Origin of the sequence: Promicromonospora sp. NPDC019610 (assembly GCF_044389365.1) — a bacterium.
GTDB lineage: Bacteria > Actinomycetota > Actinomycetes > Actinomycetales > Cellulomonadaceae > Promicromonospora.
On sequence record NZ_JBIRXX010000002.1, the window covers coordinates 573,014 to 599,973 of the forward strand.

At 69.7% G+C, this 26,960-nt stretch carries 25 protein-coding genes; 11 read left to right on the plus strand and 14 right to left on the minus strand.

From position 1 onward, the window contains the following. Positions 1-26 precede the first annotated feature (26 nt). The 4 genes from ACH45N_RS14100 to ACH45N_RS14115 all read right to left on the minus strand — a co-directional run bounded on the left by ACH45N_RS14100 (position 27) and on the right by ACH45N_RS14115 (position 4,799). Positions 27-584: a dihydrofolate reductase family protein gene (locus ACH45N_RS14100; protein ID WP_397394821.1), complete on the minus strand. Its 558-nt coding sequence runs from the start codon at positions 582-584 to the stop codon at positions 27-29. A 123-nt stretch (positions 585-707) separates the two neighbouring features. Next, complete coding sequence (locus ACH45N_RS14105) at positions 708-1,223, minus strand: hypothetical protein (RefSeq protein WP_397394823.1); 516 nt, start codon at positions 1,221-1,223, stop codon at positions 708-710. Between the two features lie 1,659 nt (positions 1,224-2,882). Continuing rightward, complete coding sequence (locus tag ACH45N_RS14110) at positions 2,883-4,355, minus strand: hypothetical protein (protein ID WP_397394825.1); 1,473 nt, start codon at positions 4,353-4,355, stop codon at positions 2,883-2,885. Positions 4,356-4,418: 63 nt separating this feature from the next. Continuing rightward, a complete protein-coding gene (locus ACH45N_RS14115) occupies positions 4,419-4,799 on the minus strand; it encodes a hypothetical protein (RefSeq protein ID WP_397394827.1) in 381 nt (126 codons plus the stop codon). A 2-nt stretch (positions 4,800-4,801) separates the two neighbouring features. On the opposite strand from ACH45N_RS14115, the gene ACH45N_RS14120 reads away from it, so the two are divergent. Continuing rightward, entirely contained in the window at positions 4,802-5,023 is a 222-nt protein-coding gene (locus tag ACH45N_RS14120; protein WP_397394829.1) for a hypothetical protein, read from the plus strand. A gap of 371 nt (positions 5,024-5,394) precedes the next feature. Then, a complete protein-coding gene (locus tag ACH45N_RS14125) occupies positions 5,395-5,793 on the plus strand; it encodes a carboxymuconolactone decarboxylase family protein (protein ID WP_397394831.1) in 399 nt (132 codons plus the stop codon). A 124-nt stretch (positions 5,794-5,917) separates the two neighbouring features. Here the strand turns inward: ACH45N_RS14125 and ACH45N_RS14130 are convergent, their stop codons facing one another. Next, positions 5,918-6,439, minus strand: a complete 522-nt coding sequence (locus ACH45N_RS14130; protein ID WP_397394833.1) for a hypothetical protein — start codon at positions 6,437-6,439, stop codon at positions 5,918-5,920. Positions 6,440-7,213: 774 nt separating this feature from the next. Here ACH45N_RS14130 and ACH45N_RS14135 point away from each other — a divergent pair. The 4 genes from ACH45N_RS14135 (at position 7,214) to ACH45N_RS14150 (ending at position 13,217) form a co-directional block, all read left to right on the plus strand. After that, on the plus strand, positions 7,214-10,000 hold the full coding sequence (locus tag ACH45N_RS14135; protein WP_397394835.1) for an ATP-binding protein: 2,787 nt from the start codon (positions 7,214-7,216) through the stop codon (positions 9,998-10,000). An 80-nt stretch (positions 10,001-10,080) separates the two neighbouring features. After that, complete coding sequence (locus ACH45N_RS14140; RefSeq protein WP_397394836.1) at positions 10,081-10,872, plus strand: alpha/beta hydrolase; 792 nt, start codon at positions 10,081-10,083, stop codon at positions 10,870-10,872. Further along, entirely contained in the window at positions 10,869-11,654 is a 786-nt protein-coding gene (locus tag ACH45N_RS14145; RefSeq protein ID WP_397394838.1) for an oxidoreductase, read from the plus strand. The genes ACH45N_RS14140 and ACH45N_RS14145 overlap by 4 nt, the downstream gene beginning before the upstream one ends. A gap of 102 nt (positions 11,655-11,756) precedes the next feature. Next, positions 11,757-13,217 carry an MFS transporter gene (locus ACH45N_RS14150; RefSeq protein ID WP_397394840.1) on the plus strand — a complete coding sequence of 487 codons (1,461 nt, stop codon included), beginning with the start codon at positions 11,757-11,759 and terminating at the stop codon, positions 13,215-13,217. Positions 13,218-13,376: 159 nt separating this feature from the next. On the opposite strand, the gene ACH45N_RS14155 is transcribed toward ACH45N_RS14150, so the two are convergent. The 4 genes from ACH45N_RS14155 to ACH45N_RS14170 all read right to left on the minus strand — a co-directional run bounded on the left by ACH45N_RS14155 (position 13,377) and on the right by ACH45N_RS14170 (position 18,221). Next, a complete protein-coding gene (locus ACH45N_RS14155) occupies positions 13,377-15,740 on the minus strand; it encodes a glycosyl hydrolase family 95 catalytic domain-containing protein (protein ID WP_397394842.1) in 2,364 nt (787 codons plus the stop codon). 178 nt (positions 15,741-15,918) lie between these two features. Then, the gene (locus ACH45N_RS14160) at positions 15,919-16,812 is read right to left on the minus strand and encodes a hypothetical protein (RefSeq protein ID WP_397394844.1); all 894 of its coding nucleotides are present in this window, start codon (positions 16,810-16,812) and stop codon (positions 15,919-15,921) included. Positions 16,813-16,866: 54 nt separating this feature from the next. Continuing rightward, positions 16,867-17,277 (minus strand): (4Fe-4S)-binding protein, encoded by a 411-nt coding sequence (locus ACH45N_RS14165; protein WP_397394846.1) that lies wholly within the window; start codon positions 17,275-17,277, stop codon positions 16,867-16,869. Further along, a complete protein-coding gene (locus ACH45N_RS14170; RefSeq protein WP_397394848.1) occupies positions 17,274-18,221 on the minus strand; it encodes an NADP-dependent oxidoreductase in 948 nt (315 codons plus the stop codon). The genes ACH45N_RS14165 and ACH45N_RS14170 overlap by 4 nt, the downstream gene beginning before the upstream one ends. 333 nt (positions 18,222-18,554) lie before the next feature. On the opposite strand from ACH45N_RS14170, the gene ACH45N_RS14175 reads away from it, so the two are divergent. Then, positions 18,555-19,064: a MarR family winged helix-turn-helix transcriptional regulator gene (locus ACH45N_RS14175; RefSeq protein WP_397394850.1), complete on the plus strand. Its 510-nt coding sequence runs from the start codon at positions 18,555-18,557 to the stop codon at positions 19,062-19,064. Positions 19,065-19,068: 4 nt separating this feature from the next. On the opposite strand, the gene ACH45N_RS14180 is transcribed toward ACH45N_RS14175, so the two are convergent. The 4 genes from ACH45N_RS14180 to ACH45N_RS14195 all read right to left on the minus strand — a co-directional run bounded on the left by ACH45N_RS14180 (position 19,069) and on the right by ACH45N_RS14195 (position 22,816). Further along, complete coding sequence (locus ACH45N_RS14180) at positions 19,069-19,767, minus strand: CE1759 family FMN reductase (RefSeq protein ID WP_397394852.1); 699 nt, start codon at positions 19,765-19,767, stop codon at positions 19,069-19,071. Positions 19,768-19,770: 3 nt separating this feature from the next. Then, positions 19,771-20,958 (minus strand): CE1758 family FMN-dependent luciferase-like monooxygenase, encoded by a 1,188-nt coding sequence (locus ACH45N_RS14185; protein WP_397394854.1) that lies wholly within the window; start codon positions 20,956-20,958, stop codon positions 19,771-19,773. 24 nt (positions 20,959-20,982) lie between these two features. Beyond that, positions 20,983-21,459: a MarR family winged helix-turn-helix transcriptional regulator gene (locus ACH45N_RS14190; protein ID WP_397394855.1), complete on the minus strand. Its 477-nt coding sequence runs from the start codon at positions 21,457-21,459 to the stop codon at positions 20,983-20,985. A 265-nt stretch (positions 21,460-21,724) separates the two neighbouring features. Then, on the minus strand, positions 21,725-22,816 hold the full coding sequence (locus ACH45N_RS14195; RefSeq protein WP_397394857.1) for a LacI family DNA-binding transcriptional regulator: 1,092 nt from the start codon (positions 22,814-22,816) through the stop codon (positions 21,725-21,727). A 33-nt stretch (positions 22,817-22,849) separates the two neighbouring features. Between ACH45N_RS14195 and ACH45N_RS14200 the strand changes: the two genes are divergently transcribed. From ACH45N_RS14200 to ACH45N_RS14215, 4 genes are all read left to right on the plus strand, one after another. Next, positions 22,850-23,620, plus strand: coding sequence for an SDR family NAD(P)-dependent oxidoreductase (locus ACH45N_RS14200; protein ID WP_397394859.1), 771 nt, complete (start codon positions 22,850-22,852; stop codon positions 23,618-23,620). A gap of 207 nt (positions 23,621-23,827) precedes the next feature. Then, entirely contained in the window at positions 23,828-25,093 is a 1,266-nt protein-coding gene (locus tag ACH45N_RS14205; protein WP_397394861.1) for an MFS transporter, read from the plus strand. Next, complete coding sequence (locus tag ACH45N_RS14210; protein WP_397397451.1) at positions 25,026-25,475, plus strand: LLM class flavin-dependent oxidoreductase; 450 nt, start codon at positions 25,026-25,028, stop codon at positions 25,473-25,475. The genes ACH45N_RS14205 and ACH45N_RS14210 overlap by 68 nt, the downstream gene beginning before the upstream one ends. A 121-nt stretch (positions 25,476-25,596) precedes the next feature. Next, positions 25,597-26,391 (plus strand): alpha/beta fold hydrolase, encoded by a 795-nt coding sequence (locus tag ACH45N_RS14215; RefSeq protein WP_397394863.1) that lies wholly within the window; start codon positions 25,597-25,599, stop codon positions 26,389-26,391. Here the strand turns inward: ACH45N_RS14215 and ACH45N_RS14220 are convergent. Further along, a complete protein-coding gene (locus ACH45N_RS14220; RefSeq protein WP_397394865.1) occupies positions 26,310-26,822 on the minus strand; it encodes a DUF6326 family protein in 513 nt (170 codons plus the stop codon). The genes ACH45N_RS14215 and ACH45N_RS14220 overlap by 82 nt on opposite strands. Positions 26,823-26,960: the final 138 nt, after the last annotated feature.

Consider the following 26,960-nt stretch of genomic DNA (forward strand, 5'->3'; position numbering starts at 1 on the left):
CAGGTGGACGACGGCCAGGCTTCCGCTCAGGACGGGGCGGCGTCCGGACGCGAGTACGTCAAGGCGAGATTGCCTCTGGGGAACGACTTGACGCCGATCAGCTGCAACCTGGTGAGCTCGGTGAACAGCGGGCTGCCGCCGCCGTGGGCGAAGGGGCCGACCAGCAGGTGGTACTCGTCGACGAGGTCAGCGAGCACGAGCGCCTGGGCGAACCGCACGCCGCCGTGCGCGAGGATCGGGCCGCCGTCCTGGGCCTTCAACCTGGCGACCTCGGTGGCCAGGTCCCCGGAGCAGACGGTCGTCGTCGCCCACGGGGTGTCGATCGGCGAACGAGAGAAGACGACCTTGGGGATGGCGTTCATCGCGTCGGCCTCGGGTCCCGTCTGGAACGGCCAGTACCCGGCCATGTCGTGGTAGGTGCGAGCGCCCATCGCGTGGACACCGGCCGAGCCGAGCACGGTGGCCATGTGCGCGACGAACGCCTCGTCCTGGTCGTACTCGAGGAAGAAGTCGTCGCGTACGCCCGCGGGTGCTGCGGCATACCCGTCCAGGGACAGGCTGTGTCGGAGGATCAACGGACGCATAACGACTCCAATGTCCGAATCGTCCCCAGCCTGGTGGGGAGTGTCACTCGCTGCGACATGCCTTGGATCGCATTCTTCGGTGGAGCGGTCGGTTGCATCTGGTAGCCCTTCTTTGGCTGGTCGTCAGCAGGGCGTCGGAGAGAGGCGCACGTAGTACACCGGGTCCAGGTTGTTCGATCCGCCGTAGTAGCCATCCGAACCGCTCCCGGTGCAGTAGATCTGCTTGCCGGCGGAGTTGTACTCGCGGTAGGACGCTCCATCGGTCTGCCGGTTGACGTAGCGGCCGATTCCGGTCCACTGGTAGACGGAATAGAGGCCGTAGTCGTAGAACCAGAACTCCCGCATCTCCGGGGATGCGCCGTCCCACATCGGCACCTTCTGGCAGACGTAACCCGGGGAGCAGGTCGGCTGGGTGTCGGGCTGGTACTCGCGGATCTGTGCCGCAGTAGGGCTCGTCCTGGGGTTGTAGTCCTTCAAGATGCTGTATCCGGATTTCGCGGGAACGAACGATGCAGAGGCCGCTGTCGCCATCTCCGCCGGTGAGAGCGTGGTTAGGTCCTCGCTCTGGGCCAGCTGAACCGCCGAGCTAGTGCCGCTGGCGCTCATCGCGCTGGGGCTCACAGAGGTGATGACTGCCATGAGCGACGCGGTGGCTAGTGCGATTCCGAGGCGTGTGGATCGGGCAGAGGCGTGAGCGTTCATGGAGGCGAGCCTTGGACGAGACGGAACGCTCGGCAACCTACTTCGGTCAGTGCCGAATGGGCCATCCAGCCGCACCTTCAGTCCGTCGTGCGGCGGTCTCTTGAAGCCGGACTCACTCTCCCGAGGGATTCAGCGATGCCTGTTGGTGCCGCGAGCACGTCGATTTCCGTTCACCCAGCTCGCCACTCCTATTGTTGCTAGAGCACCGATCAGAGGTGCGCGGGCCGCCTCCTGCCAGTTCAGCGTGGCCACCTCGATCGACGATGGCCGGCTTCGACGTGATACAGGGCATCATCGATTTTCGGCCTCCGTCGAAGTACGTGGCAGGAAGAATCGACCGGACTCTACGTTCGAGATGTTCCGTGCAACGTCAGGTTCCGGGCCTTGCGATCTGGGCGCGGAGCAGGAAGAGAACCCAGATGACACTCCAGAAGCGCTGGCTTGCCGCGCTGTCGAGTGCACTGATGTCGCTTCTCTGCGTTGTCGGCGGCGCCCAGGCAGCGCAGGCATACAACGTCCGAGACCCTACTTTCCCCGACAGGAACCGCCTCACCGAAGCGACGGGCGGCCCGAGCAGCAGCGGGATTGCGCCCGCGGCCTGGACGCCGAACGTGTCTCCACTGCACACGGCTGATGGTGAGGAGGTCGCGCTCCGGAATCTGACGACCACTGACCGCAACACGGTTCTGCACAACTGTCCGAGGTAAGGCATGCGTCGCGGTCGGTCAGGGAGACGGCCGCCATACCGTCTTCCTCCTGTACCACTGCGACACGCGCACGCTGACCAACTTCATCAACGCTGGTGCCATCACCAGCCACCAGAGTGCTGGCGCTATCGTCCGGTTCACCGGCCGAGGCGTACCCGCTGCCACGTTCGCTCCTCGTAGGGAGCCACACCGGTGCGCGCATAGATGGGGGTGAGGGTGGGTTCGCGCAGCGGGACTCACCGGCCCGATGAGGCGTCCCGGCTCCGGTCCGGGACGCCTCACCAGTTCGCACGGCTCCACTCCGGCTGATGTTGCACACCTACAGACAGAGTCGGCAGAGGCCAGGAGGGGACCGGTCACGACCTGATCGAGCGGCCCATGCCCGGCCGGACTGTCCAGGGCGTCACCGCGATCGAAGGGTTGCTACGAGTCGACGGCGGCCCGGCGAGCCTGACGGCAGTTGCGGCGGGAAGCAGGGGTCGGACGCGGGTGGGGACACCGATGCTGGGACGGAGCGACCGCCTTGCGCCAGGTGTCCGGGCGACGGTTTCTGGGCTCATCGCGATCAGTGCGGCAGACAGCAGTAGGGCGCCGATCGCAGCCACATAGGCGAGGTGGCGTGGCCAGGGAGCGAACTGGACCAGGCTGCCGGAGAGCACGGCGCCGATCGCGAGTCCGAGCATCGGTGTCTGACTCGACGCGCCCGAGGCGGAGCTGAGCCCTCGACGAGGTTGACCTCGACCTGGAACGAGCCAGCGGTGCCGTGCCCGTCTGTTGCTCCCATGTTCGTCAGGACTTCCCGCAGGTCGCCGAATGTCGCGTCAAGGTCGTCGTTCACGCCGGCCATTCGTTGGCCCAGGTCATGGTTGTGGTGAACCGCAGGCTGGTGTCACAGGCCCGCCTGGGCGAGGAGCCGGTGCATGTGTGCTGGTGGCAGGTTGGGGTTGCCGGCTGCGGCGGACGCAACCGATTCTGACGGATCGGCCAACAGTTGGACTAGGTCGTGGGTCGGAAGCTGGGGATGGGTCGCGATCGCGCCCCGCACCGTCGGATCGGGATCGGCGGCCAGGCGGCGGACAAGTTCCACCGGCAGGTCGGGGTCGCGTGGGGCCAGCTGGCGCATCCTCGGTTCGGGATCGGTGGCCAGCCGCCGAAGAACGTGCGTCGGGAGGGGGAAGTCATCGGCCGGGCGCCATCGGGTCTTCTTCTCCGGGCGGTAGCTGCGGTCGATGCGTTCGGCAGTGACGGGATCGACTCTGTGACGGCCGTGCTGCGCCGTCGTCGTGCGTACGATGCTCTCTTCATCGTCGAGGAGCCGGGCCACGGCCGGCGCCGGGAGGCGGTCCGACATCGCGGCGGAGGCGCGGAAGCAGGCGTAGGGCGAGTCGACGTACGGCAAGGGGTCAGCAGTCACCCACGGCAGACGCAGTGCCCGAAGCTCCAGACGTGCCATCTCGCTGATGAGCTGCCCTTCGAGCGCGTCGTCATCCAGGACCTGGTGGTCGAGAAGCCAGTCCTTCGGGGGCACATCGGACAAGATCCGGGAGTGGATTGCGGCGCGGGTTGACTCGGGGGTGTCCTGACGGCCGAAGATGTGGAGCGCGACCAGCGGGCTGGGATCCTCGGCAAGGGCGTCGCGCAGCGGGGCCGGGAGGTCGGGGTGCTTTGCGAGTTCCGTGCGCACATCCTCGTCCGGGTCCCAGGCAAGCCGACGGGCCGTGTCGGCATCCAGGGTGCGGTGACGTACCGCCCCGGCGCGCGTGACCGGGTCGGCCAGCAGCGCCGGGAGCAGGTCGGTAGGTGGGACGGGATGGGGAAGCCGTGGGTAGTAGGTCGTGCAGGCTCCCGCGCGCACCGTGTCATCGAGATCAGTCAGCAGGAGCCGACGCGTCGGCTCCGGGGCCTGCGTCCACCACTGGGCCAGCGAGGCCCGGACCTTCGGGACGGGGTCGGTGGCCAGCCGGGCGCGCAGATCCGCCGGAACATGATCGCTCTCCGCCAGGTGTTGGCGCACCTGGGGGTCGGCATCGCCGAGTAGCCGTTCGAACAGCTCTCGCGGTGCGTCGTGCGCGCCGATCACCACGGCCGCGCGTATCGCCGGATCCGGGTGCACGGCGAGCGTCATTCGGAAGGGATGGGGGAGGCTGTGGTTGAGGGCGAGCGAGTGCAGGAGCCGGTGGTCGTTGACAGCGATGATGTCGGCGATCATGTCGTCGGTCAGGTCCGGTCGCTTGGCAACGTTGCCGAAGCCCTTGCGGTAGGCGAAGAAGCGGCGGACGAGCGTGGGCGGTAGCGCGGGGTTCTCGGCGAGTCCCGACAGCACGTTATCGAGGTGGACGGGCGGCGGTGGTGCGTCCGGCACGACAAGCGACCCTTCTGGCGCGGCAAGTTGATCGCCGAGTCTCTCATGTGCGGTCTTTGCAGGTCACGCCGCCCTCGCGATCAGGTGAGGGCGTGACGGTACCTGCCAAGTCCCCCTCCGGACACTCTTTCTCTGGCGTGACCAGGGACGACACGTTGAGACCGATCCGCGACGCTGCGGCGTCGAACCGAACGCCGAGTGGTCTCGGCGTTCTTTGTCCGTGGCGTGGTTCAGCACCTTGAGGGAGCCGCCCACGATCTCGAGGTTCTTGGTGAGTCGATTGAGATCGACCGCTTCGATCGGGACCGGGGCGTCGGCCAGCCGAACATCGAGTGCCTTGAGCTCCGCCTCCTTCGTGACCAGCGAGGTACTGATCGCTGCCTCACCGGCCATCGTTGCGGCGAGCGCACGCGGGACACCGTCCCGCCAGGGGGTGGATGCCATCCGTGATTGCCGACGTCATCTACCGGGCTACCGTCGATACCGATCCAGTCCTGGTCCGCTACTACGCCGCACCCGACTCGACCGCCATCCCCCGCGCCAAGCAGATCCTCCGCCAGGACGGCTACCGGCGGGAGTTCCCGGAGTTTGTCCATGGCAGGCCCAGCCAGCTGTGGAAGACACTCACTCCCGGCCCTGGCGACAAGGTCGTCGACTGGGATCGGTGATCCCTGTCCCATCGGTGGGCAAGGCGGACTTCCGCCAAGTGCTGAGTGCCACGGCCGGCATTGATTGCCGTGTCGGTGGGCACTGGCGGGTACCCAGTACTACAGCCGTAGATCGGGTCGGTGGGCTGCGGATGCCCGCGAACGAGTCGGCGCCCGCTGGCTCAAGCAGGTGCGAACAACGCGGGGAGACGGGCTTGCCCCGGTCGGCATGCAGGAGGTCCCCGGCTGCCGGGGGGCTCCAGGTTCCGCCGTGCTCGCTGTGCCTTGCGGGGCGATCATGAAGGTCCGTACAGCCGTGAGCGCACCGGTCCCGCCTCGACCGCTCCCAGTCGACCGACACCATCACCACGAAGCGCGAGAGGACAAAGATTATGGCAACAGCAGAAGAGCAGTCAGCCTACGAACGTGCGCTCGACGAGGCCGAGCAGCGGCTCGGATTCCGCCTGGAGACCTTTCTCGAACCCACCCCAGGCGAACCGGACAACGCCGCCGACTTCAAACGTATCGCCACGGTGCATGCTTTTGGGGACTCCTGGCCCCGGACCCAGCACCTGGACACCCGGACGCGAGCTCTGATCTCCGTCACGATTGCTGCGGCCCTTGGTGTGCACGAGCCCTTGCGTGGACAGATACGCATCGCGCTCAACAGCGGTGCGACGCCCGAGGAGATCGTCGAGCTGTTCATTCATCTCGAGGCCTATGCCGGGGCGGCTCGCGCGTTCGATGGCTACAACATCGCAGCCGAGGTCTTCGCGGAAAGAGCGGGGTGACCACCCTGCCCGTGCCTGGCACGCTGTCGTCGCCCGATGTCTGATACGTCTTGTCCTCGTCGGTATCGGTGCAGGTGACAGGAGTGGTGCACGGCTCGGGCGAGGGCTCATGCGGTGGTGCCACTCACGGTGCCGCTCCGGCCGGTGCCGGCCCGTCCCGCAGCAGGAGGTCGAGCGGGTCGTTGTCGTGCACGAGGTCGTGCAGCCAGAAGCTGCTCGCTGTCGCGAGATGCTGGTTCGCGACCGGGTGATCGGGCCAGGCGGCCAAGGCCGCGCCGACGTCACCGGTCAGGGCAGCGAACGTTGCGAAGGCGTCGGTGACGCTGTGACGCGGATCGGGCGTGGTGATCAGGTCCGCCCACCAGGCGGCGACGAACTCTGCGATCACCTCCGGTTGCGGCGCAGGCCAACCGCGCCAGTCGAAGCGTGCCAGGCAGTGTTGATCGGCCCAGAAGATGTTGACCGTCCCGTCGGCCATGGCTCGCGCGAGCTGAGGCAGGATTCGACGGACCATCGCCTCGTGGTCCTGGAGGATGCCCAGCGACTCGTACGCCAGCGAACCGAGAGTGGCTGGGTCGATCTGCGCACCGGAGACTTCCAGCTCCGGCACGCCATCGTCCAGCGCTCTTCGAAGACGCGGTGTCATGCGCGAACCCCGCCAGGCGCCTACGGCTAACACTGCCCCCGGAGGGGGCTGCTGCACGCTCTGGTGACAGCTCGTCTCATGCGGCGAGTATGGCCGACCTGGCATCGGGGAAAGCATTTCGGGGCTGCTCAGGCGCATTCGGCGGCGGCGTGCAGTTCCGGGCGCTGCATGCACGGGCGGCGGCGAGACCGGGGACGTATCTCGACGATTTCTGCGTGCACAGCGACGGGGGCGACCGGTGCGGGTTTATGGGCTACTTGGCGGGTCTCTCCGCAGGTCACGCCGTTCTACCAAGAACATAGGGCCGTGACGATACCTGCCAAGTCCCCCTCCGGACACTCTTTTGACGCTGTGACCAGCGGGTTCATGGAGAAGAGGACTTCGACGCAGTAGTGCCGAAGTCCGGTCGAACGCCGAGCACCTCGCAGAGGTCTCGGCGTTCTTTGTCTGTAGCGCCACCCAGGACGGTGGGCGATCCGCCCATGATCTGTAGGTCCTTGATGTCGATCGGCTCGACCGGGGCCCTGCAGCTCATCGAGCTGGCGCTGGAGGGCCCTGGAGCCCCGCATCCTTCCCGACGCCCGTGGTCGTGATGGTCTCCGAGGAGCCCGCCCGCAAAGAGGCGGACGAGGTTCTCGCTCTTTCCTCGTCTCGGCGACCTGCTCGTGCTGGGGGCTGGCTGTTCGCTGACGGCCGGCTCGTCCGACGCCGTCCCCCGGGTGAACCCGGGGCCGGAGTGTGGACCGGCTCAGAACCGTAGCCCATGATGATGGTGTGACTGCGGTCGAAACCGGGCCGCTGTACGGCCGCGAGGATGTGCTCCGTCGACTGGTCGACGGTCTGGACCGGGTTGAGACCGGTGGGTTCGCGATCGGGCTCAGCGGTGAGCCCGGAGTGGGCAAGAGCGCGGTGCTGGGACAGGTCATGAAGCACGCCGCGAGCGCAGGCTCGACCGTGATCAGTGCGAGCGGCAGCGAGGCGGAGTCACATCTGCCGTACGCCAGCCTGCACCAGCTGTTGCGGCCGGTCCTCGCGCGGGCCGACGGGCTGCCGGCTCGGCAGCGCGAGTCGTTGCTCGCCTGTTTCGGCATGGTCGACGACGTGGAGGCCAACCGGTTCTTCACCTCGCTCGCCGTCCTGAACCTGCTGGCCGAGCTGGCCCACGAGGCACCGGTCGTGGTGTGCCTCGACGACCTGCACTGGATGGACCGACCGACCGTCGATGCGCTGGCGTTCGTCGCCCGCCGCATCGGCGCGGAGCGGGTGGTCCTGTTGTCCACGTCGCGGCGACCCGACCCACAGCTTCTCGGCGACGAGCAGGTCGTGACCTGGATCGAGCTGCAAGGACTGGTCACGGACGCGGCGGACGCACTGCTGCGGTCGTGTGCGCCGGGCCTCAGCGCGGCGCTGCACGACCGGGTGATCGCGCAGGCCGACGGCAACCCGCTCGCAATCGTGGAGTTCGCCGGTGCGTTGCGGGCCGGTACCCCTGGCTGGACCGAGCTGGACGACGCGCTTCCGATGACCTTGCGCCTGGAACGGGCCTTCGCCGCGCGAGCAGACGAGCTGCAGCCGGTCGCCCGCGCGATCGTCGACGTCGCGGCTCTCGACGAGGGTGACGATCTCGAGGAGGTCGTCGCTGCCGCCGCCATCCTGTGTGGCGCGGCCGTCGGCCCCGACGACGTGCGGCCCGCGGTGGCGCTCGGTCTGCTGACCGTGACGGGTCCGACCTACGCCTTCACGCACCCCCTGATCGGCTCGGCGGTGCGGCAGTCGATGTCGCACGAACGGCGTGAGCAGGGCCACGGTGCTCTGGCTGCCGTCTTGTCGGCGAACGTCGAACGCGCCGCCTGGCACCGGGCCGGCGCACTGTCCGGACGTGACGAGCCCGTCGCGGCGCAGCTCGAGCTCGCGGCCGCCGAGGCCCGTCGACGCGGTGCCTTTCCCACCGCGCTCACCTGGCTCGAGCGCGCTGCAGTGCTCAGCCCGGATCCGCTCGACCGGGCCGCCCGCCTGCTCAGCGCGGCCGAGGTGGGCTTCGAACTCGGCAGGTTCGCGGAGGTCGAACGGCTCAAGGACCAGGTCGCCCGGATGGCGCTGCGGCCCCGGGACCGGTCACGGCTGACCATGTTGACGGGCGCGTTCCATGACGGCGCCACGAGCGATCCTGCCGATGTCAGCCACCTGGTGGACCTGGCCCGGCATGCCACGGCCGAGGCGGACGTCGAGCTGACGATGCAGCTGCTGTTCGGAGCGGCTCGCAGGGTCTGGTGGCGGGACCCCGGCCCGGCGGTCCGGCAGGAGATCGTCAGTGCCGCGCGCGCGGTCCCGCTCCCTGCCGAGGACCCGAGGGTGCTGGCCGTGCTCGGCCTCGCAGAGTCTCTCGAGCTGAGCAGGTCGGTGATGGAGCAGCTGACCCGTTCGCCTGTCGACGGCGCCGGGCACGCCGGCGTAGCGGCGCTCCTGGGCATCGCCGCATTCTGTGCGGGCGACTTCGTGCGCGCCGACTCCTCGCTCTCGACGGCGATCCACGGCTTTCGCGCCGAGGGGCGCCTGAGCCTCCTCGCCGAGGCGCTCTCGATCCGGTCCTGGGCGGAGATCAACCTGGGTGTCTTCGACCGGGCCCGCTCGGCCGACGAGGGCATGCGCCTCTCCGACGAGACCGGCCAACGGGTGTGGGCCGGGACGGCGCGGCTCGCGCTGGCCTTCGTCGATGCGGTCGGGGGGAGCTGGGACGGGCGCCATCGTCTGCTCGCGGAGGCCGAGCAGACCGCGCTCCAGCTGCCGAACGCAAGCTCGTCGTTGCTGGCGGGGGCCCAGCTCGTGCGCGGGATCGGCGAGCTGGCGGCGGACCGGCCCGAGCAGGCGTACGGCGAGCTGCTCCGCGTGTTCGACCCGGACGATCCGGCATATCAGCGCGTGCAACAGGTGTGGACGATCAGCTACCTGGCCGAGGCCGCCGTCCGGATCGGCCGCCGGGACGAGGCGAGAGCGCTGACCGTCTCCGTCGAGGAGATGGCCAACGGGTCCCCCGCGGTCGGCACTGAGCTCGCGCTCGCGTACTCACACGCCGTGCTCGCGGACGACGCCACCGCCGAGCAGCTCTTCTACCGCGCGATCGCCGGCGCCGGACGCTTCCCGTGGCACCACGCCCGGGCACAGCTCGCCTACGGTTCGTGGCTGCGCCGCCAGCGCCGGGTGGCCGAGTCCCGCGACCCGCTGCGGGCGGCACGCACGGCATTCGACGCCCTGGGTGCCCGGCCCTGGGCGCATCAGGCCGACCAGGAGCTGCGGGCGACCGGCGAGCGCGGCTGGCAACCGGCGGGCGGTGCACGCCCGCAGCTGTCCCCGCAGGAGGGTCAGATCGCCGACCTCGCCGCGCAGGGCCTGTCCAACCGGGAGATCGGCCAACGGCTCTTCCTCTCGCACCGGACCGTGGCCTCGCACCTCTACCGCATCTTTCCCAAGCTCGGCGTCACGAGCCGCCAGCAGCTCGCGAGCGTGCTGGTCCGTGACGCCGCCGGCCAGGATGTGCTGGACCAAGCACAGTCATCCGACTGAAGTCGGCGACATCCCGGCCGTCCTAACCTCCGAGTACACCCTGGTGCGACCAGCACAGGGGACCGAGCAAGGAGGCAACCGTGGGAACACCAGTGCTCTTCATCCACGGGCTGTGGCTGCACAGCAGCTCATGGGGATCATGGGAGACGCGGTTCCGCGACGAGGGTTATGCACCGCAGGCGCCGGGTTGGCCCGGTGACGCGGAGACGGTGCAGGCCTCGCGGCAGAACCCGGAGGCGATCGGCGACCATGGCATCGACGACGTCGTGGCGCACTTCGCCGCCATCATCGACGAGCTCCCGGAGCTGCCGATCCTGATCGGGCACTCGTTCGGCGGGATGATCGCCCAGAAGCTGCTGGGCCAGGACCGCGCCAGGGCTGCGATCGCGATCGACGCCGCGCAGATCAAGGGCGTGCTACCCCTGCCCCTCTCGGCGCTGCGCGCGACGTTGCCGGTGTTCAAGAGCCCCGCGAACAAGCACCGGGCCGTCTCGTTGACCGCCGAGCAGTTCCGCTTCGCCTTCGGGAACGCCGTCTCCGAGGCGGAGTCGGACGAGCTGTTCGAGCGATGGACGATCCCGGCCCCTGGCAAGCCCCTGTTCGAGGCGGCCGCGGCCAACTTCGACCCGCACTCACCGGCGAAGGTCGACACCGACAACCGGTCCCGTGGGCCGCTCCTGCTCATCGCCAGCGGCAAGGACAACACCGTTCCGGAGGCGGTGACGCGCGCGACGCTCAAGCAGTACCGGCACTCGGAAGCGGTCACCGACCTGACCACCTTCCCCGACCGGGGACACTCCCTGACGATCGACTCGGGCTGGGCGGAGATCGCGGAGACCTGCCTGGTCTGGCTGAAGAAGCAGGAGCTGTGAAGCTCGACCTGGCCGGACGCCGTGCGGTCGTGACCGGTGCGAGCAAGGGCATCGGCCTCGCCGTGGTCCGTGCCCTGGCAGACGAGGGCATGCAGGTGGCCGCGGGGGCTCGTAGCGAGTCCGCCGAGCTGAGCGCCCTGGCCGACCAGGGAGTCGTCACGGTGCTCGGCGACCTGACCACCGCGTCCGGCTGTCAGGCGCTCGTGGACCAGGCCGTGGACCGCTTCGGCGGCGTCGACCTGCTCGTCAACAACGTCGGCGGGGTGCGCCCGCGCACGAACGGCTTCCTGGACGTCTCCGACGCCGACTGGGAGTGGGCGCTGCAGGTGAACCTGCTCTCAGCCGTGCGGGCGACTCGGGCGGCGCTGCCGCACCTGCTCACGGCGGCGCCGTCGGCGATCGTGACGATCTGCTCGGTCAACGCGACCCTGCCGGACCCCGGGGTCATCGACTACAGCGCCGCGAAGGCCGCGCTGCGCAGCTTCAGCAAGTCGCTGTCCAAGGAGGTCGGCCCCTCGGGCGTCCGGGTCAACACCGTCAGCCCCGGTCCGGTGGAGACCGCGCTGTGGCTCGGGGTCGGCGGAGTGGCCGAGACCATCGGTCAGGCCCAGGGCGTCGACCCCGGCGCCGTCCGCGAGGCCGCGGTCGCCGGCACCCCGACCGGGCGGTTCACCCGACCCGACGAGGTCGCGCAGGTCGTGCTGCTGCTCGCATCCGGCACGGCCGGCAACGTCACCGGGACCGACGTGCTGATCGACGGCGGCATGGTCACCACGGTCTGACGACCCGGTCGCCTCCAGGACCGCGGTGGTGGGCGGCCACCGCGGCGGAGGCGACCTGGCCGAGTAACCCGTTCCACCGAAAACCGCCACAAGGACCGAGCCATGGTTGATCTCGACGTCGTCTGCCCCCCGCACGTGGTTCCCCCGTCGGTCCGGCTTGCCGGCACCCAGGGCCGGTGGTTGCTGACCGCGACCGTCCTGGGGTCCAGCCTGGCGTCGATCGACGCGACCGTGGTCAACATCGCGCTCCCGGCTATCGGCCGTGACCTCGGTATGGAGTTCTCCGGCCTGCAGTGGACGCTCACGGCATACACGCTGACCCTGGCGTCGTTCATCCTGCTGGGCGGCTCGGCGGGCGACCGGTACGGGCGCCGCCGGGTCTATCTCGTGGGCATCCTCTGGTTCGCCGTGGCGTCCGTGCTGTGCGCGGTCGCTCCCACGGAAGGCCTGCTCATCGGCGCCCGCGCCGTCCAGGGCTTCGGCGCTGCTCTGCTCACCCCGGCGAGCCTGGCGATCATCCAGGCGACCTACGCCGAGGCTGACCGGGCGCGCGCCGTGGGCACCTGGGCAGGCTTCAGCGGCGTGGCTTCCGCGCTCGGCCCGTTCCTCGGCGGCTGGTTGATCGAGGCAGGCTCGTGGCGTTGGATCTTTCTCATCAACCTCCCCCTGGCGGTGCTGGTGGTCTGGCTCTGCCTCAAGCACATTCCCGAGACGAGGGATCCCGCGGCCCGGGGTCGCCTGGATGTCGCCGGCGCGCTCGCCGGTGTCGTCGGGCTCGGCGGCATCTCGTACGCGTTGATCTCCGTCCCTACGCCAGGGGCGGCCTCGTTCGAGGTCATCTTCCCGGCTGGTCTGGGACTCGCAGGACTCATCGCCTTCGTCCTGATCGAGCGTGGTGCGCGGAACCCGATGCTGCCGCCGACCGTGTTCGGGCTGTCCCAGTTCCGTGCCATCAACGCGGTGACGTTCCTCGTGTACGGCGCGATCGGCGCGAGCCTGTTCTTGCTCGTGCTCCAGCTCCAGGTGGTGTCGGGGTTCAGCCCGCTCGTCGCAGGCTCGGCGCTCCTGCCGATCACGGTGGTCGTCCTGATCTTCTCCGCGCGCAGCGGTGCCCTGGCCAGCCGGATCGGCCCCCGGGTCCAGCTGACGGCAGGACCGCTCGTGCTCGGCCTCGCCATGCTTCTCGGGCTGAGGCTTCAGGCCGACAGCATCTACCTCACCGATGTCCTTCCCGTGACCGTCGTCTTCGGGTGCGGCTTGGCCGTCATGGTCGCCCCGCTCACCTCCGCCGCACTGGCCGCCGCGCCTGTGGAGCATGCCGGGATCGCTTCCGGCGTCAACAACGCCGTCGCCCGGGCAGCACAGCTGCTTGCCGTGGCCGCCATCCCGGCAGCCGCGGGACTCACCGGGGTGGCGTACACCGACCCCGACATCTTCTCGGCCGCGTTCCGTGCCGCGATCGGGATCTGCGCCCTGCTGTTCCTCGCGGCGGCGGTCCTGGCGGCAATCATCGTTCGACGGCCACGCAACGTCCCAGGTCACGCCGCCCCAGCGAGCAGATGAGGGCGTGAGGATACCTGCCAAGTCCCCCTCCGGACAGTCTTCAACACGCTGTGACCAGCGGTTTTGTCGAGCAGACGAACGCCGAGCCCCTCGTAGAGGTCTCGGCGTTCTTCGCCGGTGGCACGGTGCAGCAGATCGCCCTTCCCTGGTGACGTCAGGTCAGGGACGGACCGTCACGGACTGCCCCGGGCGCAGCCGAATCTGGCGGCTCCACGACCCTGCTCGCACCTCGGTCTCCACACCTGCGATGCTGTGGATGGTCGCCTCGCTGACCTTGCCGTGGCGCCAGGCGACGTCGACCTCGAACCCGCCGCGCGCGCCCACGCCCGTGACCCGTCCGTGGTCCGCCCAGGCCTGGGGGAGCGCGGGGAGCAGCTCGATGACGCCGGGGCGGGAGTACAGGATCATCTCCAGCGCGGCGGCCGCGCCGCCGAGGTTGGCGTCGATCTGGAAGATCGTGTAGCTGCCTTGGCTGTACATGTCGAAGAAGTTCGGGGCTGTGCCGTTCCCGTTGTCGACCGACGGGCGGAGCACCGTCAGGTAGAGCTGGTACGCCTTGTCGGCGTCCTTGAGCCGGGACCAGCACAGCGACCGCCAGGCACAGGCCCAGCCGTAGCTGTCCATGCCTCGGGCTTCGAGCAGGTTGCGGACGCCGTCGACGAGCTCGGTCGGGCTCGTGTCGGTGGTGATGCGGTCGCCGGGGTAGAACCCGACCAGGGGGGACAGGTGGCGGTGGGTGACCTCGCCGAGGTTCGCGGGCGACATCCACTCCTGGAGCCAGCCGGTCTCGGGGCTGACCTCGGGCAGGTACAGCCGCGCCTGGAGGCCCGCGAGCTGTTCGGCGAGGTCCGCGTCCCGGTCCAGGTCGTGAGCCGCCGTGCGAACCTGCTGAAAGAGGTCCCACGCAAGTTCCTGGGCATAGGTGATGCCGCGGACGTCGGGGCCGTGCTCGGGCGACCAGGCGATGTCGTCGACGAGGACCTCACGCTGCTCGCCGGTCTCCCGGTCGGTCACCGTGGTGGGAATCAGTCGCGCCTGCCAGAACTCGGCGGCTCCGCGCAGCACGGGGTAGATCTTCTCGAGGTAGGCACGGTCCTGGCTGTACTCGTAGTGGCGCCACAGCGTGGCGCACAGCCAGGCGTTGCCGGACGGGTGCCACGCCCAGCCGCTGCCGCCGTGGATGTTGGTCGAGAACGCGATCGCCCACCCGGCGATCTGGCCGCTGCTGTTCCGGAAGCGGTTGCGTGAGTCGTTGAACAGTCGCTGCGTGACGTCGCTCCAGACGGGAAGCTGGGAGACGCAGTAGTCGGCGAGCGGTTCGGCGCACTCGCCGAGCCCGGCGGGGTCGGCGAGCCAGTAGTTCATCTGGATGTTGATGTCGGTGTGGTAGTCGGCGTACCAGTCGGGCGTGTTGTTGTGGACCCACAGGCCCTGCAGGTTCATCGGCAGCCGGTCGCGGGAGCCCGTGATCGTCAGGTAGCGCCCGTACTGGAGGTAGGCGGCCTCCAGCTCGGGGTCCGGGGTGGCGGGGTCGGCGTACCGGAGCATCAGCCGGGACCAGGAGCTCAGCTCGCGCTGCGCGGGAGTCGAGCTGCCCAGGTCGACACTCATCCGCCCGTACAGGCGCTGATAGTCGGCCACGTGGGTGGCGAGCAGCTGTGGGGCGGTGACGTGGGCCGCCGTCGTCACCTTCTCGACCGCGAGCCCGAGCGGGTCGGCTGACGGGTCGCGGAAGTCGCGGGTCGCGTCCGGGGCGTAGTCGGTACCGGCACAGACGACGACGAGAAGGTCGGCGCAGTCGGTGAACGACACCATGCCGTCCTCGATGACCACCCGTCCCGTGGTGCTGACCGCAGTGAGTGCCGCCGCATACCGCAGGCCGTTGTCGAGCCGGCCCGCGAGGGACAGGTGCCCCCGGGTGCCGGTCGTGACCTCGTCGTGCGTGCCTTCCAGGGCAATGGTGCCGGTCTGCCGGCCACCGGAGAGGCGGATCACGACGACGTCGTCCGGATGGCTGACGTAGGCCTCCCGGCGAAACGCGCGCCCGCCGTGTCGGTACGTCGCGGACACCACCCCGTTGCTGAGGTCCAGGCGCCGCCGATAGCCGCTCACCGCGGCCCCCGTGTGCCCGGGGACCGTGACCCTGACCTTCGCGAGCAGCCCGAAGCTCCCGAAGTCGTCGCGCCCGTACGGCAGCTGACCGTCGCCCTGCAGCACGTCGTTGCGGCCGCCGCTCCAGAACGAGCCGTCGGTCAGGTAGAGAGCGTCGTCCGCGGGATCGCCCGTCACGAGCCCGCCCAGCCGCCCGTTACCGATCGGCAGTCCCTCCTCGATGATCCGGTCCTCCGCCGCCGGCGCGGGGTACCACAGCGTCGTGGCCTGCGACTCCGGGACCAGCGAAGCGCTCGTGGGTCGCTCTGGCGCGGCGTGCGCGACGAAGGGGCGACCGGCCCCGAGCGCGAGCCCGGCACCGGCGGCTCCGGTCAGGCGCAGAAAGTCACGGCGGCTTGATGCGTGGGTCATGGCGGGTGCTCCGTTCGTCATCGAGCGAGCTCAACCAGGCGCTGGAAACCTAGCGCAAAAACGGTCGATCAATGGGCAAAAAGGTCGAACCTCCAGGTGGATCGCCGAAATATCCAGGTTGCGGTCGCATCCGAGGTGCCCGGGTCCGGTGAACGGACGCCGAGGCACCCCGGGGTGCTCATGCGACGGCAGTGCGCAGCAGTTCCTCGGAGGCGGTCATGAAGCTGTCGACGCGTTGCGGGGTCATGCTGAGTGAGACGCGGATGGGGCGTGCCTTGCGGTCGAACATCAGGCCGTTTCGCCCGTCGAGGTCGTCGGTGAAGAGCAAGGGCACTATGCGCTTGGCGTACGTCTGTGCGGACTGGCTGAGCAGGCCGACCAGGGCCTCGGTGATCTTGTGGGCGAAGCTTCCCTCGCCGAGGTAGTTGGCGCGGATGTCGGTCTTGATCAGGCCGGGGTTGAGCCCGAAGTAGACCGGTCCCGGCGTGGTGCTGGCGCCGTGGACGGTCAGCGCTTCGTTGGCGGCGACGGTGTTCATGTGCGCGGTGTTCTGGTTGTAATCCTTGAGCGCGTTGAGGTCGCCGGGGTCTCCTTCTTGGTCCCCGCCCGGGCCGGCCATGATGAACACCCTCGCCGGTGCTGAGCCGGCCGCCCGGGCGGTGCCGATCCGTTCGTCGAGCCCGCGCAGCATGGCGTAGCGGCTCAGGTAGCTGATCGCCATGTCCCGCTCGATGCCTTCCGGGGTCTCCTCGCGGACCTTGGCCGCGGTGATGCCGTTGGTGAACAGGACGACGTCCTGGTTCTCCACCGGCAGCTCCTCGCCGAGCCGTACCGCTTCTTTCATGGAGGAGAGATCTGCTTGCACGAAGTGCAGTCGTTCGTGCCGGTCGTCTCGGAGGGTGCGTCCGACGATGGTGACGTCGGCGCCGAGCGCGAGCGCCTGGCGTGCGATCGCCTGACCGAGGCCGTTGGTGCCGCCGACGACGGTCAGTCGCTTGCCGCTCAGGTCGAGCCGCTCGACGGGGGTCGAGCGGACGACCGTGCTGGTGTCCAGTGTTCCGAAGGCTCCCATGGTGTTCGCTTCCTCTTCTCTTCGTTCGGGTGCGTGTGGTGTGCTGAGGCAGGGCTAGGTGCGGCAGGCGTTGTCGCAGAACGGCTTCGACGAGGACCGGCCGCACGCGCACAGCGCAGCTCGCGTCTCCCTGCGCGACGACAACGAGAGGTTGCCGTGCAGCAGGATCGGGCCGTTCTCCAGTGCGACCACGGTCGTCGGGTTGGGTGGGTTCTCGGTGGAGCCGTCGCGCCGGATGTACTGCAACGCGCCGCTGGGACATCGCTCCACCACGTCGGCGACCGCGTCGGCTTCCGCGTTGTCAGGCGAGATCCACGGCCGAGCCTTGACGTCGAAGACTGCTGGAAGTCCGCGCAGGCATTCGGCAAAGTGCAGGCAGTGGGTGCTGTCAAAGGAGACGGTGATATCGGAACCTGCGTAGGACCGAGGCCCTGGTTCACCCGTGCTGCGCTCGGACCCGCTCATCGACTGTCCGTGGCGGCGGGGTCGGGTCGCAGGCGGATGACGCGTTTGCCGAACCCGTGCCGGGTGCCCACCTCGACATAGGCGCGCCGGACGTCCTCGAGGGGGTACTCGGCCTCGATGGGTACGACGACTCGCCCCTGTGCCACCAGGTCCAGGATCGCCTCCCAGATCTCGGGGGACATGGCGTCGCCGTTGCCCTGGGACTGGACACCGTGGCGCTGTACGGCCGCGTAGTCGGTGATCGTGTTGATGCGCCGTGGTGCCACGCCGAGTTCGACGGCGAGGTCGATATACCCGCCACCGAAGGTGTCGATGACCGCGTCGATTCCTTCCGGTGCGAGTTCCTGCAGCCGTTCGCGCAGCCCCGACCCGTAGCGGACGGGTTCGACACCGAGCGACCGCAGCCGGTCGGCATGGACGGGGGAGGTGCCACCGATGACCCGCGCGCCTCGCAGCCGCGCGAGCTGACCGGCGAAGACACCGGCGCCTCCGGATGCCGACGACACGAACACGGTCTCGTCGGGGCCCGGATCGACAGCCATGACACTGGCCCATCCCGTCGCGCCGGAGGCGGGGACGGTTGCTGCCGAGGCAAAGTCGATGCCGTGGGGCATCCTCGCCGCTCCGGACGCTTCGATGACGGCGAAGTCGGCCAGCGCGGCTCGGGGGGCGAACCCGATCACCGGATCACCGATCTCGAAGCCGGTGACGCCGGCCCCCAGGCCGGCGACCACGCCGGAGAAGTCGTGTCCCTGGCCCATGGGGAACTGCGCCGGCCAGATCCTGGCGAAGGCACCCTCGCGGATACCGACCTCAGCCGGATTGAGCGACGCGACCACGACGTGGACGAGGAGCTGACCTTCGGCCGGCTCTGGGCGGGCGACCTCGACGAGGTCAAGGACCTCGGGACCGCCGAAGCGCGTGAAATGGACTGCTCTTGGCATGGTTTCTCCTGAGGTACGAGCGGATCGGGAGTCAGCGGGGCCATGGGCGACATCCCCCCGGCCCCGGGTGCTCATCAAGGTGCGGCAGCGGGTAGTCGAGCAGGTCGACGACCTCGTAGTCGGCGCCCGTACGGCCGGCGGCCTGGGCCAGGACCAGTCGGCCACGGTCTTGCCGTGACGACCGGGACGGGTGCTGCCGATCACGACGGCGATCGTCAGGGAGGACATGGCCAACCTTTCATGATCCATCACATGAACGTTCATGTATTACTAGCAGTCGAATGCCCGAAGATCCAGCCCGGGGGAGATGCTGACCGGGGATAGGCTCTGCGGGTGGTGGAGAACGTCGACTGGCTCGATGCGGACGAGGTGCGCACCTGGCGCGCGCTGCACGCGGTGCTGGTCGTGCTACCCGCGGCTCTCGATGCACAGCTGCAGCGGGACGCGGGTCTGACCTACTTGGAGTACTACGTGCTGGCGGGGCTGACGGACGCGCAGTCGGGTAGGCGGCGCCTGAGCGAGCTGGCGATCCTGACGAACGCCGAGCTCTCCCGGATCTCCCACCTGGTGGCGCGGCTGGAGAAGCGCGGCCTGGTCGAGCGCCACACCGACCCGGACGATGCCAGGGCCACCAACGCCGTGCTCACCGAGGCCGGCAGGGCGAAGATCGAAGAAGCTGCGCCAGGACACGTGGCGATGGTCCGTGAGCTGGTCTTCGACAGGCTGGGCGATACCGGTCGCCAAGGGCTCAAGAATGCGTCGAGCAGCATCGTGGCTGCGTTGTCCGCAAGCGACCTGCCACTGGCTCCGTCCATCCGCAAGGCGTTGCGAGAGACCCGGTAGCTGGTCATGGTCGTGTCTCCACGAGAGACCGGCCGCCGGCGGCCAGCCGCATCAGGCGGGTGTCGAAGTCCAGGTCGTCGGCGGACTTCTCGGCGCGGGTGGCGTTGCCGTTGAACTGGTGCTGATAGCCCTTCCATGCAGCGTCCGTGATCGCCCGACCGACCCCCGCCCTGACCAGCTCCGTGAACTCGACGGCGGCACGGTCGATCCGCTTGCCCAGTGCGGGATCGGCCCAGTCCTCGGGCGCCGCGAACAGCGACGTCGGCACAGGCAGGGCCCGCATGAACGCGAACAGCGGCCTGAGCTGCTCGTCGACCACCATCGCGTGCCGCGCCGTTCCGGCGGTGGCGGACAGGATTGCCGGCTTGGCGACGATCAGGTCGTTGTCGAGCAGGTCCGCGAAGGACTTGAACAAACCGCTGATCCCCGCCTTGTACACGGGTGTGGCCGCGATCAGCCCGTCGGCGGAGCCGACCAGCTCGATCGCCCGCTGCACGGGAGCGGTCGGGTCGGCCGAGACGATCGACCGTCCGATGTCGGCGCCCATCGCGGCCAGGTCGACGAATGACGCCGTGACCTGCGCGCCTCCGGCGCGCAGGTGCTCCATCGCTGCGGCCGTGGTGCGCTCTGCGAGCATCCGGGTGGTCGACGGATCGCTGACGCCGGCACTGATCACCACGAGGTGGAGTGGCTTGTCGTTCATGGTTCACACCGCCCTGGGGACGCGGGCCGGCGTGCTCACGTCACTGTCCTGGTAGGGCGTCACGCCGGAGAGGTTGTCGCCGCGGTTCGGGTTGGGGCGAGGCTGACGCGGTGCGCCGTCGCCATACTTCGCCCTGACGAGGCTCTGGTGCGTGGGTGTGGCCGGCACACCGGGAGCGCGGCGGCTGTCCATCTCCTTGCGCAGCACGGGGATCACCTCGGTACCGAGGATCTCGAGCTGCTCCATGAGCACCTTGTGCGGCAGGCCGAGGATGTCGAGGGCCCAGAGCTGGCGCTGGTAGTCGCCGAAGCTGTCGCGGAACGTCAGCGTCTTGTCGATGATCTCCTGCGGGCTGCCGATGCTCAGCGGGGTGCTGTCGGCGAACTGCTTCAGGTCGGCACCGCGGAACGCCGGAAAGTTCTCGAAATAGGGCCGGTACTGCCGCCACGCGTCCTGCGACTTCTTCGCGACGAACGCCTGGCCGCCCAGCCCGACGATCGCGTGTGCCGCCGGGCCGTGCCCGTAGTGCTCGAAGCGCGTTCGATAGAAGTCGACCAGCCGCTTGAAGTGGGCGTTCGGCGCAAGGATGTGGTTGGCGAAGAAGCCGTTGCCGTAGAAGGCCGCCTGCTCCGCGATCTCCGGCGTGCGGATCGACCCGTGCCACACGAACGGCGGCACGTCGTCGAGCGGCCGCGGCGTCGAGGTGAACCCCTGCAACGGCGTGCGGAACGTGCCTTCCCAGTCGACCACGTCCTCGCGCCACAACCGGTGCAACAGGTTGTAGTTCTCCAGCGCGAGCTCCACGCCGTCGCGGACGTTCTGCCCGAACCACGAGTAGACCGGCACGGTGTTCCCGCGTCCGAGCATGACGTCGAGCCGACCTTCGGCCAGGTGCTGCAGGTAGGCGTACTCCTCGGCGATCCGCACCGGGTCGTTCGTCGTGATGAGCGTGGTCGAGGTGGACAGTGTGATCTTCTCGGTCCGCCCCGCGAGATACGACAGCAGTGCGACGGGCGACGACGCGGCGAACGGCGGGTTGTGGTGCTCGCCGAACGCGAAGACGTCGAAGCCGAGCTCCTCGGCCAGCAACGCGGACTCGACGACGCCCTTGATGCGCTCGTTCTCACTAGGGGTATGGCCGGTGTTCGGGTCCGGCTCGATGTCAGCCACACCCATGATTCCGAATTCCATGAGGGTCCTTCTCCTTTCCGGCGCTCAGTCGCCGGTGGTGTCCAGGTGACGGCGCAGGGCCGCAGTGAGGGTCTCGACGCTCGTGAGCTCGTCCTCGGTGAGTGCGTCGATGAACAGCTCACTGATCGCCTGCAAGTGCGGGGCGGCGCCCCGCCGCAGCTCAGCGGCTCCCGTCTCCGTGAGCACGATCTCGGCGGCACGCAGGTCCTTTGTGCTGCCCTCGCGGGAGACGAGGTTCTTCGACTCCATCCGCCGCAGGTGGTGGGAGAGCCTGCTGCGTTCCCAGTCGCACACCTCCGCCAGCACCGAGGATCGCAGGCGCTGTCCGTCGGCCTCGTGCAGGGCGAGCAGCACCTGGTAATCGGCGGAGGACAGGATCGACTCGCGCTGCATACGCCGGACCATCCGAGTCTTGAGCCGCTCGGTGGTCTCGATGAAGTCACGCCAGATCCGCACCTCGTCGCGCGTCGGCCTGCGCCGAGATCCGATCGGCACTTCCATGGGTACCTCCAGTAGATGATGCGTCAATGGCTGATGCGTCAACAGTACCCGGCGCTGATTGACGCGTCAATCACTGACGCGTCAATCGATCCCCATCATCGACGAGTACCGACACGTGGCCGGCCTGGCCTGAGAGTGCTGCCGAATCGGTGCTCGCCGGGGAGCCGGCCGGTCTTGACGAGACCCGCATGGCGCTGTTCGCCAGGGCCGAACTGGACCATGAGTCGGGCCGTCGCCGGCGGCCGTACGAACCAGCTCGAGAGGCCTACGACACCGGCTGACCGCCCTCAGGCCGACCACCCTCAGGCCGTCCTTCGGGCGCGACCACCGACCACGGCACCTCGTGCGCCTCCGGCACGCCGGACACGGCCGCTCGGGCGCACGCGCGACCCTGCTCGCGCAGGGGGGCCGCCACGGACCAGACTCCTGAGGTGGTGGCTTCTCGTGAGCCGTCCCAGCCGGTGATCGTCACTTTCCGTCGGGTGCGACCCAGCGCCGAGCGGGCCCCGAGTGCCAGCTCGTCACTCATCGCGAGGACCGTCACGGGACCAGGGCCCTGCAGGGTCTCGAGCAGCGCCACGGCCGCGTCCTCGCCCAGTTCGCGCTGGTTGCGCTCGACCACGGCGATCCGCACGTCGCTCCAGTCGTGACCGGCCTCGGTCAGCGCGTCGCGGTAGCCGGCCAGGCGTGCCCCGGTGACGGGGAAGGGGACCGCCCGCAGGTCCGTCAGGTCAACGGGTAGGTCGTCGCCGCGCCGGACGCCGCCGGTGCGGCGCCGGTCCAGGGGGAAGCTGATGACGACGGGGGTCGACCCTGCCAGCGGCGTGGCTGCGGCGACCGCCGCGGCGGCCGCGCGGTCGTCGGGCCCGATGCGTACCAGCCCCGGGTGGGCGGGGCCGCCCTGGATGGCAGCCGGTCGTCCGCCGGCCGCGACGGCGGCGAGGACCGGGTCGTCGGCCACGGTGGTCCACAGCACGTAGCAGTCCACTGCCGCGGACAGCACCCGGTCGACGTCCGAGGCATCCCCGCGGGTGGGGATCAGCACCATGCCCAGGTCCTCGCTCACGCAGACCTCCGCGATGCCGGCCAGGAACTGCGCCGCCTGCGGATCGTCGAACAAGTAGGACAGGTGCTCCCCGACCACCACTCCGAGCTGCCCGGCGCGCCCCGAGCGCAGGGCGCGCGCCGTGCTGTCCGGGCGATAGCCCAGCTCGGCAGCAGTCGCCAGCACCCGGGCCCGGGTGGCCTCGGCCACCCGGGCGGGGTGGTTGAACGTGTAGGAGACCGTCATCGGCGCGACTCCCGCCCGCTCGGCGACGTCCTTGACGGTGGGGCGCCGTCGCGCAGATGCGTTCACACCGGACAGCATACGTGTGTAACGTTACGATCCATGAGTCACGACAGGAGCGCCGGTTCCGTTCCCCGTCCACCCGCCCTCGTGACCGGCGCCGGGCGCGGTCTGGGGGCCGCCATCGCGTTGGCGCTGGCCGCCGACGGGCACGCCGTGGCCGTCAACGACCTGCCGGACAGTCCAGGTGCCGCCGGGGTGGTCGACGCCGTCCGCGCCGCGGGCGGCAGCGCCGTGCTCGCGCCGGGGGACGTCACCACACCCGATGGTGTGCGGGCCGTGGTGTCCGCCGCCGAGGACGGGCTCGGGTCGGTGGGCGTGCTGGTGCCGTGCGCGACGGGCCCGCAGCCTGAGGTCCCGGTCGACCGGATGACCTGGGACGACCTGCTGCTGCCCCTGCGGTTCTTCACCCTGAGCCCGCTGCTGCTGGTGCAGGCGGTGCTGCCGGGGATGCGCGAGGCGAGCGGCGGCCGCGTGGTGATGGTCGGGTCGGACCTGGCCCAGCGCACCGACGTCGGGTGGTCCGCCTACTCGGGGGCCAAGGCCGCTCAGCTCGCCCTGGTCCGCACCTGGGCCCGCGAGCTGGCGCCCGACGGTGTCACCGTCAACGCCGTCGCGCCGGGGTGGATCCCCGTCGAGCGACATGCCGGTACACCGCCGGAGCTCCTCGAGGCCTACACCGCGAGGGTGCCGCTGGGCCGCATGGGCACCCCCGCGGACGTGGCCGCCGCCGTGGTGTGGCTGGCCTCCGCGGGCGCCTCGTTCGTCACCGGCGAGCAGGTCACCGTCAACGGCGGCCACGGTCTCACCTGACGCCGAGCCGTCCGCGGCGGAGGGTTCGCCGACGAAGGGCGGCCCGCCCGGCCCCGGCGGGGCGGCGGCCGGTGCTGCCGTGCCCGCCCGACCGGGCCGGCACGCGCCCATGTCGCGCCTCTAGCTGCTTGTGCCTTCCGCCCCGGCCGCTTGCGCGCGGACCGCGGATGGACACGCCCCGGGGTCGCATGTGTAACGTTACGATCTGTGCGTCGAGAACCGATTCCTGCCGCGCCCGGCCGACCCCTTGTCCGCGCCGGCGCGGCCTGTGCGCCCTACGCCGCGTTCGCCGCGTTCGGGATCTTCTGGGGTGCGTGGGGGGCTGCCCTGCCCGCACTGCGCACCCAGGCCGGGGTCGGCGACGGCCAGCTGGGCACCGCCCTGCTCTTCGTCGGTCTGGGTGCGCTGCCGACCATGGCCCTCACCGGACGCGTGGTGGACCGTTGGGGGCTGCGGGTGGCTTCGTGGCTGCTGGCGGCGCTGGCCGGCGCCGGCCTGCTCATCACCGCAGGCGGCGACGGCATGGTGCTGCTCGTGGTCGGGATGCTGGTGGTCGGCGCAGCCTCCGGTGCCGCCGACGTGGCGATCAACTCCCTGGCCGGCCGCGCGGAGCACGCCACCGCCAAGCCTCTTCTCACCCGTTCCCACGGGCTGTTCTCCGCGGGCGTGGTCGTCGCGAGCCTGTTGACCGGAGCACTGTTGGGTGCGGGACTGTCGCTGGTGGCAGCCTTCGCCGGGGTCGCCGTGGTGATGTGCGCCCTGGCCGTGACCGTCCTGCGCACCAGCGCGTCGCTGCAGCTCTCCGCCGGCCCGGGAGAGGTCGGCTCCCGTCAGGGGCACAGGGCGCCAGGCTCCGGCGCGGCAGCAGTGCCTCGTGGCACACACGGGCTGACGGGCTTGCTGCGCCGGATCGGCCCGACCTTCCCGCTGTTCGTCGTGGGACTGGTCGCCGCCTTGGGGTACGCGATCGAGAACGCGCACCAGAGCTGGGGAGCCGTGATGCTCACCGACGGATTCGCTGCCTCGCCCCAGCTTGCGGCCGCGGCTCCGGCCGCCTTCGCCGCCACCGCCGCGCTCGCCCGCCTGAGCCTCGCTCCGCTCTCGCTCAGCCATCCCACCGCGGTGCTGGTCTGCGGAGGCGCCCTGGCCACAGCCGGCACCGCGGTCCTGGCCACCGCTCCCTCCGTCGCCGTGGCGCTGGTCGGGCTGGTGCTGGCCGCCCTGGGCACCGCGACACTGTTCCCCACACTGCTCAGCCGCAGCCTGCGCGACACCGATCCGGCTCAGCACGGCCGGGCCACCTCCACGGTCGCCTCCACCGCCTACCTGGGCTTCCTGCTCGGCCCGGCCTACGTGGGCCTGCTCGCCGAACGCAGCGACCTGCGCGGCGCGATGCTCGGCGTGGCTGCGCTGGGCCTGGTCCTTACCCTGGCAGCGGCGCCGATCAGCGCCTGGGCCGCGAGGAGGACGTGATCCACGACGTCGCGGCGATCCCGTCCCCGCGCATGACATCCCGGTCTGGATCGGTGCGTACAAGAAGCGGATGCTGGCTCTGACCGGCGAGATCGGTGACGGCTGGTTGCCCACCATCGAGTACCTGCCCGACGGCGTGGACTCGCTGCCCGGGCTCAACGCGCGCATCGACGAGGCGGCGGTCGCGGCCGGGCGCTCGCCGGGCGACGTCCGGCGGCTCATGAACTTCATGAACGTGCGCTTCTCCGCGACCGGCCGCGGGCTCCTGGACGGACCGGTGGACCAGTGGGTCGAGCAGCTCGCCTCGCTCGCGCTGGAGCACGGTGTCACGGCGTACCTGATCGGCGGGGACGTCGTGGCGACCACCCCCGGCGACGGTTGAGGCCCATGGTTCGGCGTGGGGCGGCGGCCGGGCCGCGATCAAGCTCTCCCGACGCGAGCTGGAATATGCCGGGATGAGGGGAGATTGACAATCGTGGGAGCGCCAATCAGGAGGGTGACAAATGCCGCGTCTGCGGATCCACGGGAACGATGTCCACTACCTGGAGTACGGCGATCCAGGGTCCCCGCCGCTCGTGGTCGTGCACGGGCTCTACGGCGAGGCCTCGACGATGGCGCCGCTGGCGGAGCAGTTCGGGGACAAGTTCCGGGTCATCGTGCCCGACGCGCTCGGCCACGGCTTGTCGGCGCACCCACCCGCCTTCGGCCTCGAGGACCAGGGGCGGATGCTCACCGGCCTGATCGCCGCCCTCGGCTACGACGCAGCCTCGCTGCTCGGCGTCTCGATGGGCTCCTATCTGTCCGCGCAAGCGGCGGCCCAGGAGCCCGCACGGATCTCCGGGCTCGTGCTGGTCGTCTCCAAGGCGCACGGCCGGTCCTCGTCGATGGCTGCCTATGCTGCCCGCGAGGGCTTCGACCTGGCCGCCGCCACCCCGGAAGAGACCGTCGGGTTCATGGCCGGGGCGCTGTGGTCGCCGCACACCCCGCAGCCGGAACGCGAGGAGTTCCTGGCCGCGCAGCTCCGCTTGCAGCAGGTGGTCCTCACCCCGCAGGACCGGGCCGCGATCGACCAGTCGCTGCGTGACTTCGACCTGCGGCCCCTTCTTCCGGCGATCACTGCGCCGACCCTGGTCGTCTCCGGTAGAGCCGACGGGCTGAACCCGCCCGAGGCCGGCGAGGAAGTCGCCCGCGGCATCCCCGGGGCTCGGTTCGAGGTCTACGAGCGCTCTGGCCACATGCTGCCCGTCGAGGAGATGGACCGGCTCGTGACGGAGGTCGAGGGCTTCCTGCTCAGCTGAACAGCGTCGGTGCGGGGCCAGGTCCAGGCGTACCTCAGCACGAGGGCGAGGACGATCAGCTCCAGCACGACGCCCAGGCCGTAGAAGTACAGCCAGAACCCGCCGGCCACGTTGAACACCGTGACGGGGACGTAGACCGCGGCCACGACGAGGTTCGCGATGCGGCTCACGCGGGCGGGCAGCGTCATCGACAGCACGACCATGAAGATGGGGACGGCCATGAGGGTCAACGCCGTGGTCGAGAAGGTCTGGGAGAGGTCGAACTCGAAGACCCGGCCGTCAAGGATGTCCTCGACGATGCCCGGCGTGAAGAAGCCGAGGATGTCGACGTAGGCGTACAGGAACATGAAGCTGGTCCAGGCTGCGGCCAGCTTTGCTCTCACCGGGATCGGCGGGTCTTCCAGCGTGGTGGTGGGCTGCCGTGTACTCATCATGGGCTCCGTTGTCGTGGTGAAGATCGGTAGGCCCACGCTCGTCGAGCCCGGCGGCGCGCGCACCGGCCCGGAGGCCGGAGCTCACCTGGCCGATGGGACGGTCCCTTTCTCGTGCTTTCGGCCGGTACGCCGAGG

Bases quoted from the DNA above. Each gene is read 5' to 3' on its own strand.
- ACH45N_RS14165 (WP_397394846.1), bottom strand. From the start codon at position 17,277: ATGAGCGGGTCCGAGCGCAGCACGGGTGAACCAGGGCCTCGGTCCTAC.
- ACH45N_RS14180 (WP_397394852.1), bottom strand. From the start codon at position 19,767: ATGAACGACAAGCCACTCCACCTCGTGGTGATCAGTGCCGGCGTCAGC.
- ACH45N_RS14150 (WP_397394840.1), top strand. From the start codon at position 11,757: ATGGTTGATCTCGACGTCGTCTGCCCCCCGCACGTGGTTCCCCCGTCG.
- ACH45N_RS14100 (WP_397394821.1), bottom strand. From the start codon at position 584: ATGCGTCCGTTGATCCTCCGACACAGCCTGTCCCTGGACGGGTATGCC.
- ACH45N_RS14215 (WP_397394863.1), top strand. From the start codon at position 25,597: ATGCCGCGTCTGCGGATCCACGGGAACGATGTCCACTACCTGGAGTAC.
- ACH45N_RS14155 (WP_397394842.1), bottom strand. From the start codon at position 15,740: ATGACCCACGCATCAAGCCGCCGTGACTTTCTGCGCCTGACCGGAGCC.
- ACH45N_RS14185 (WP_397394854.1), bottom strand. From the start codon at position 20,958: ATGGAATTCGGAATCATGGGTGTGGCTGACATCGAGCCGGACCCGAAC.
- ACH45N_RS14190 (WP_397394855.1), bottom strand. From the start codon at position 21,459: ATGGAAGTGCCGATCGGATCTCGGCGCAGGCCGACGCGCGACGAGGTG.
- ACH45N_RS14115 (WP_397394827.1), bottom strand. From the start codon at position 4,799: ATGGCATCCACCCCCTGGCGGGACGGTGTCCCGCGTGCGCTCGCCGCA.
- ACH45N_RS14105 (WP_397394823.1), bottom strand. From the start codon at position 1,223: ATGGCAGTCATCACCTCTGTGAGCCCCAGCGCGATGAGCGCCAGCGGC.
- ACH45N_RS14200 (WP_397394859.1), top strand. From the start codon at position 22,850: ATGAGTCACGACAGGAGCGCCGGTTCCGTTCCCCGTCCACCCGCCCTC.
- ACH45N_RS14170 (WP_397394848.1), bottom strand. From the start codon at position 18,221: ATGCCAAGAGCAGTCCATTTCACGCGCTTCGGCGGTCCCGAGGTCCTT.
- ACH45N_RS14160 (WP_397394844.1), bottom strand. From the start codon at position 16,812: ATGGGAGCCTTCGGAACACTGGACACCAGCACGGTCGTCCGCTCGACC.
- ACH45N_RS14220 (WP_397394865.1), bottom strand. From the start codon at position 26,822: ATGAGTACACGGCAGCCCACCACCACGCTGGAAGACCCGCCGATCCCG.
- ACH45N_RS14130 (WP_397394833.1), bottom strand. From the start codon at position 6,439: ATGACACCGCGTCTTCGAAGAGCGCTGGACGATGGCGTGCCGGAGCTG.
- ACH45N_RS14125 (WP_397394831.1), top strand. From the start codon at position 5,395: ATGGCAACAGCAGAAGAGCAGTCAGCCTACGAACGTGCGCTCGACGAG.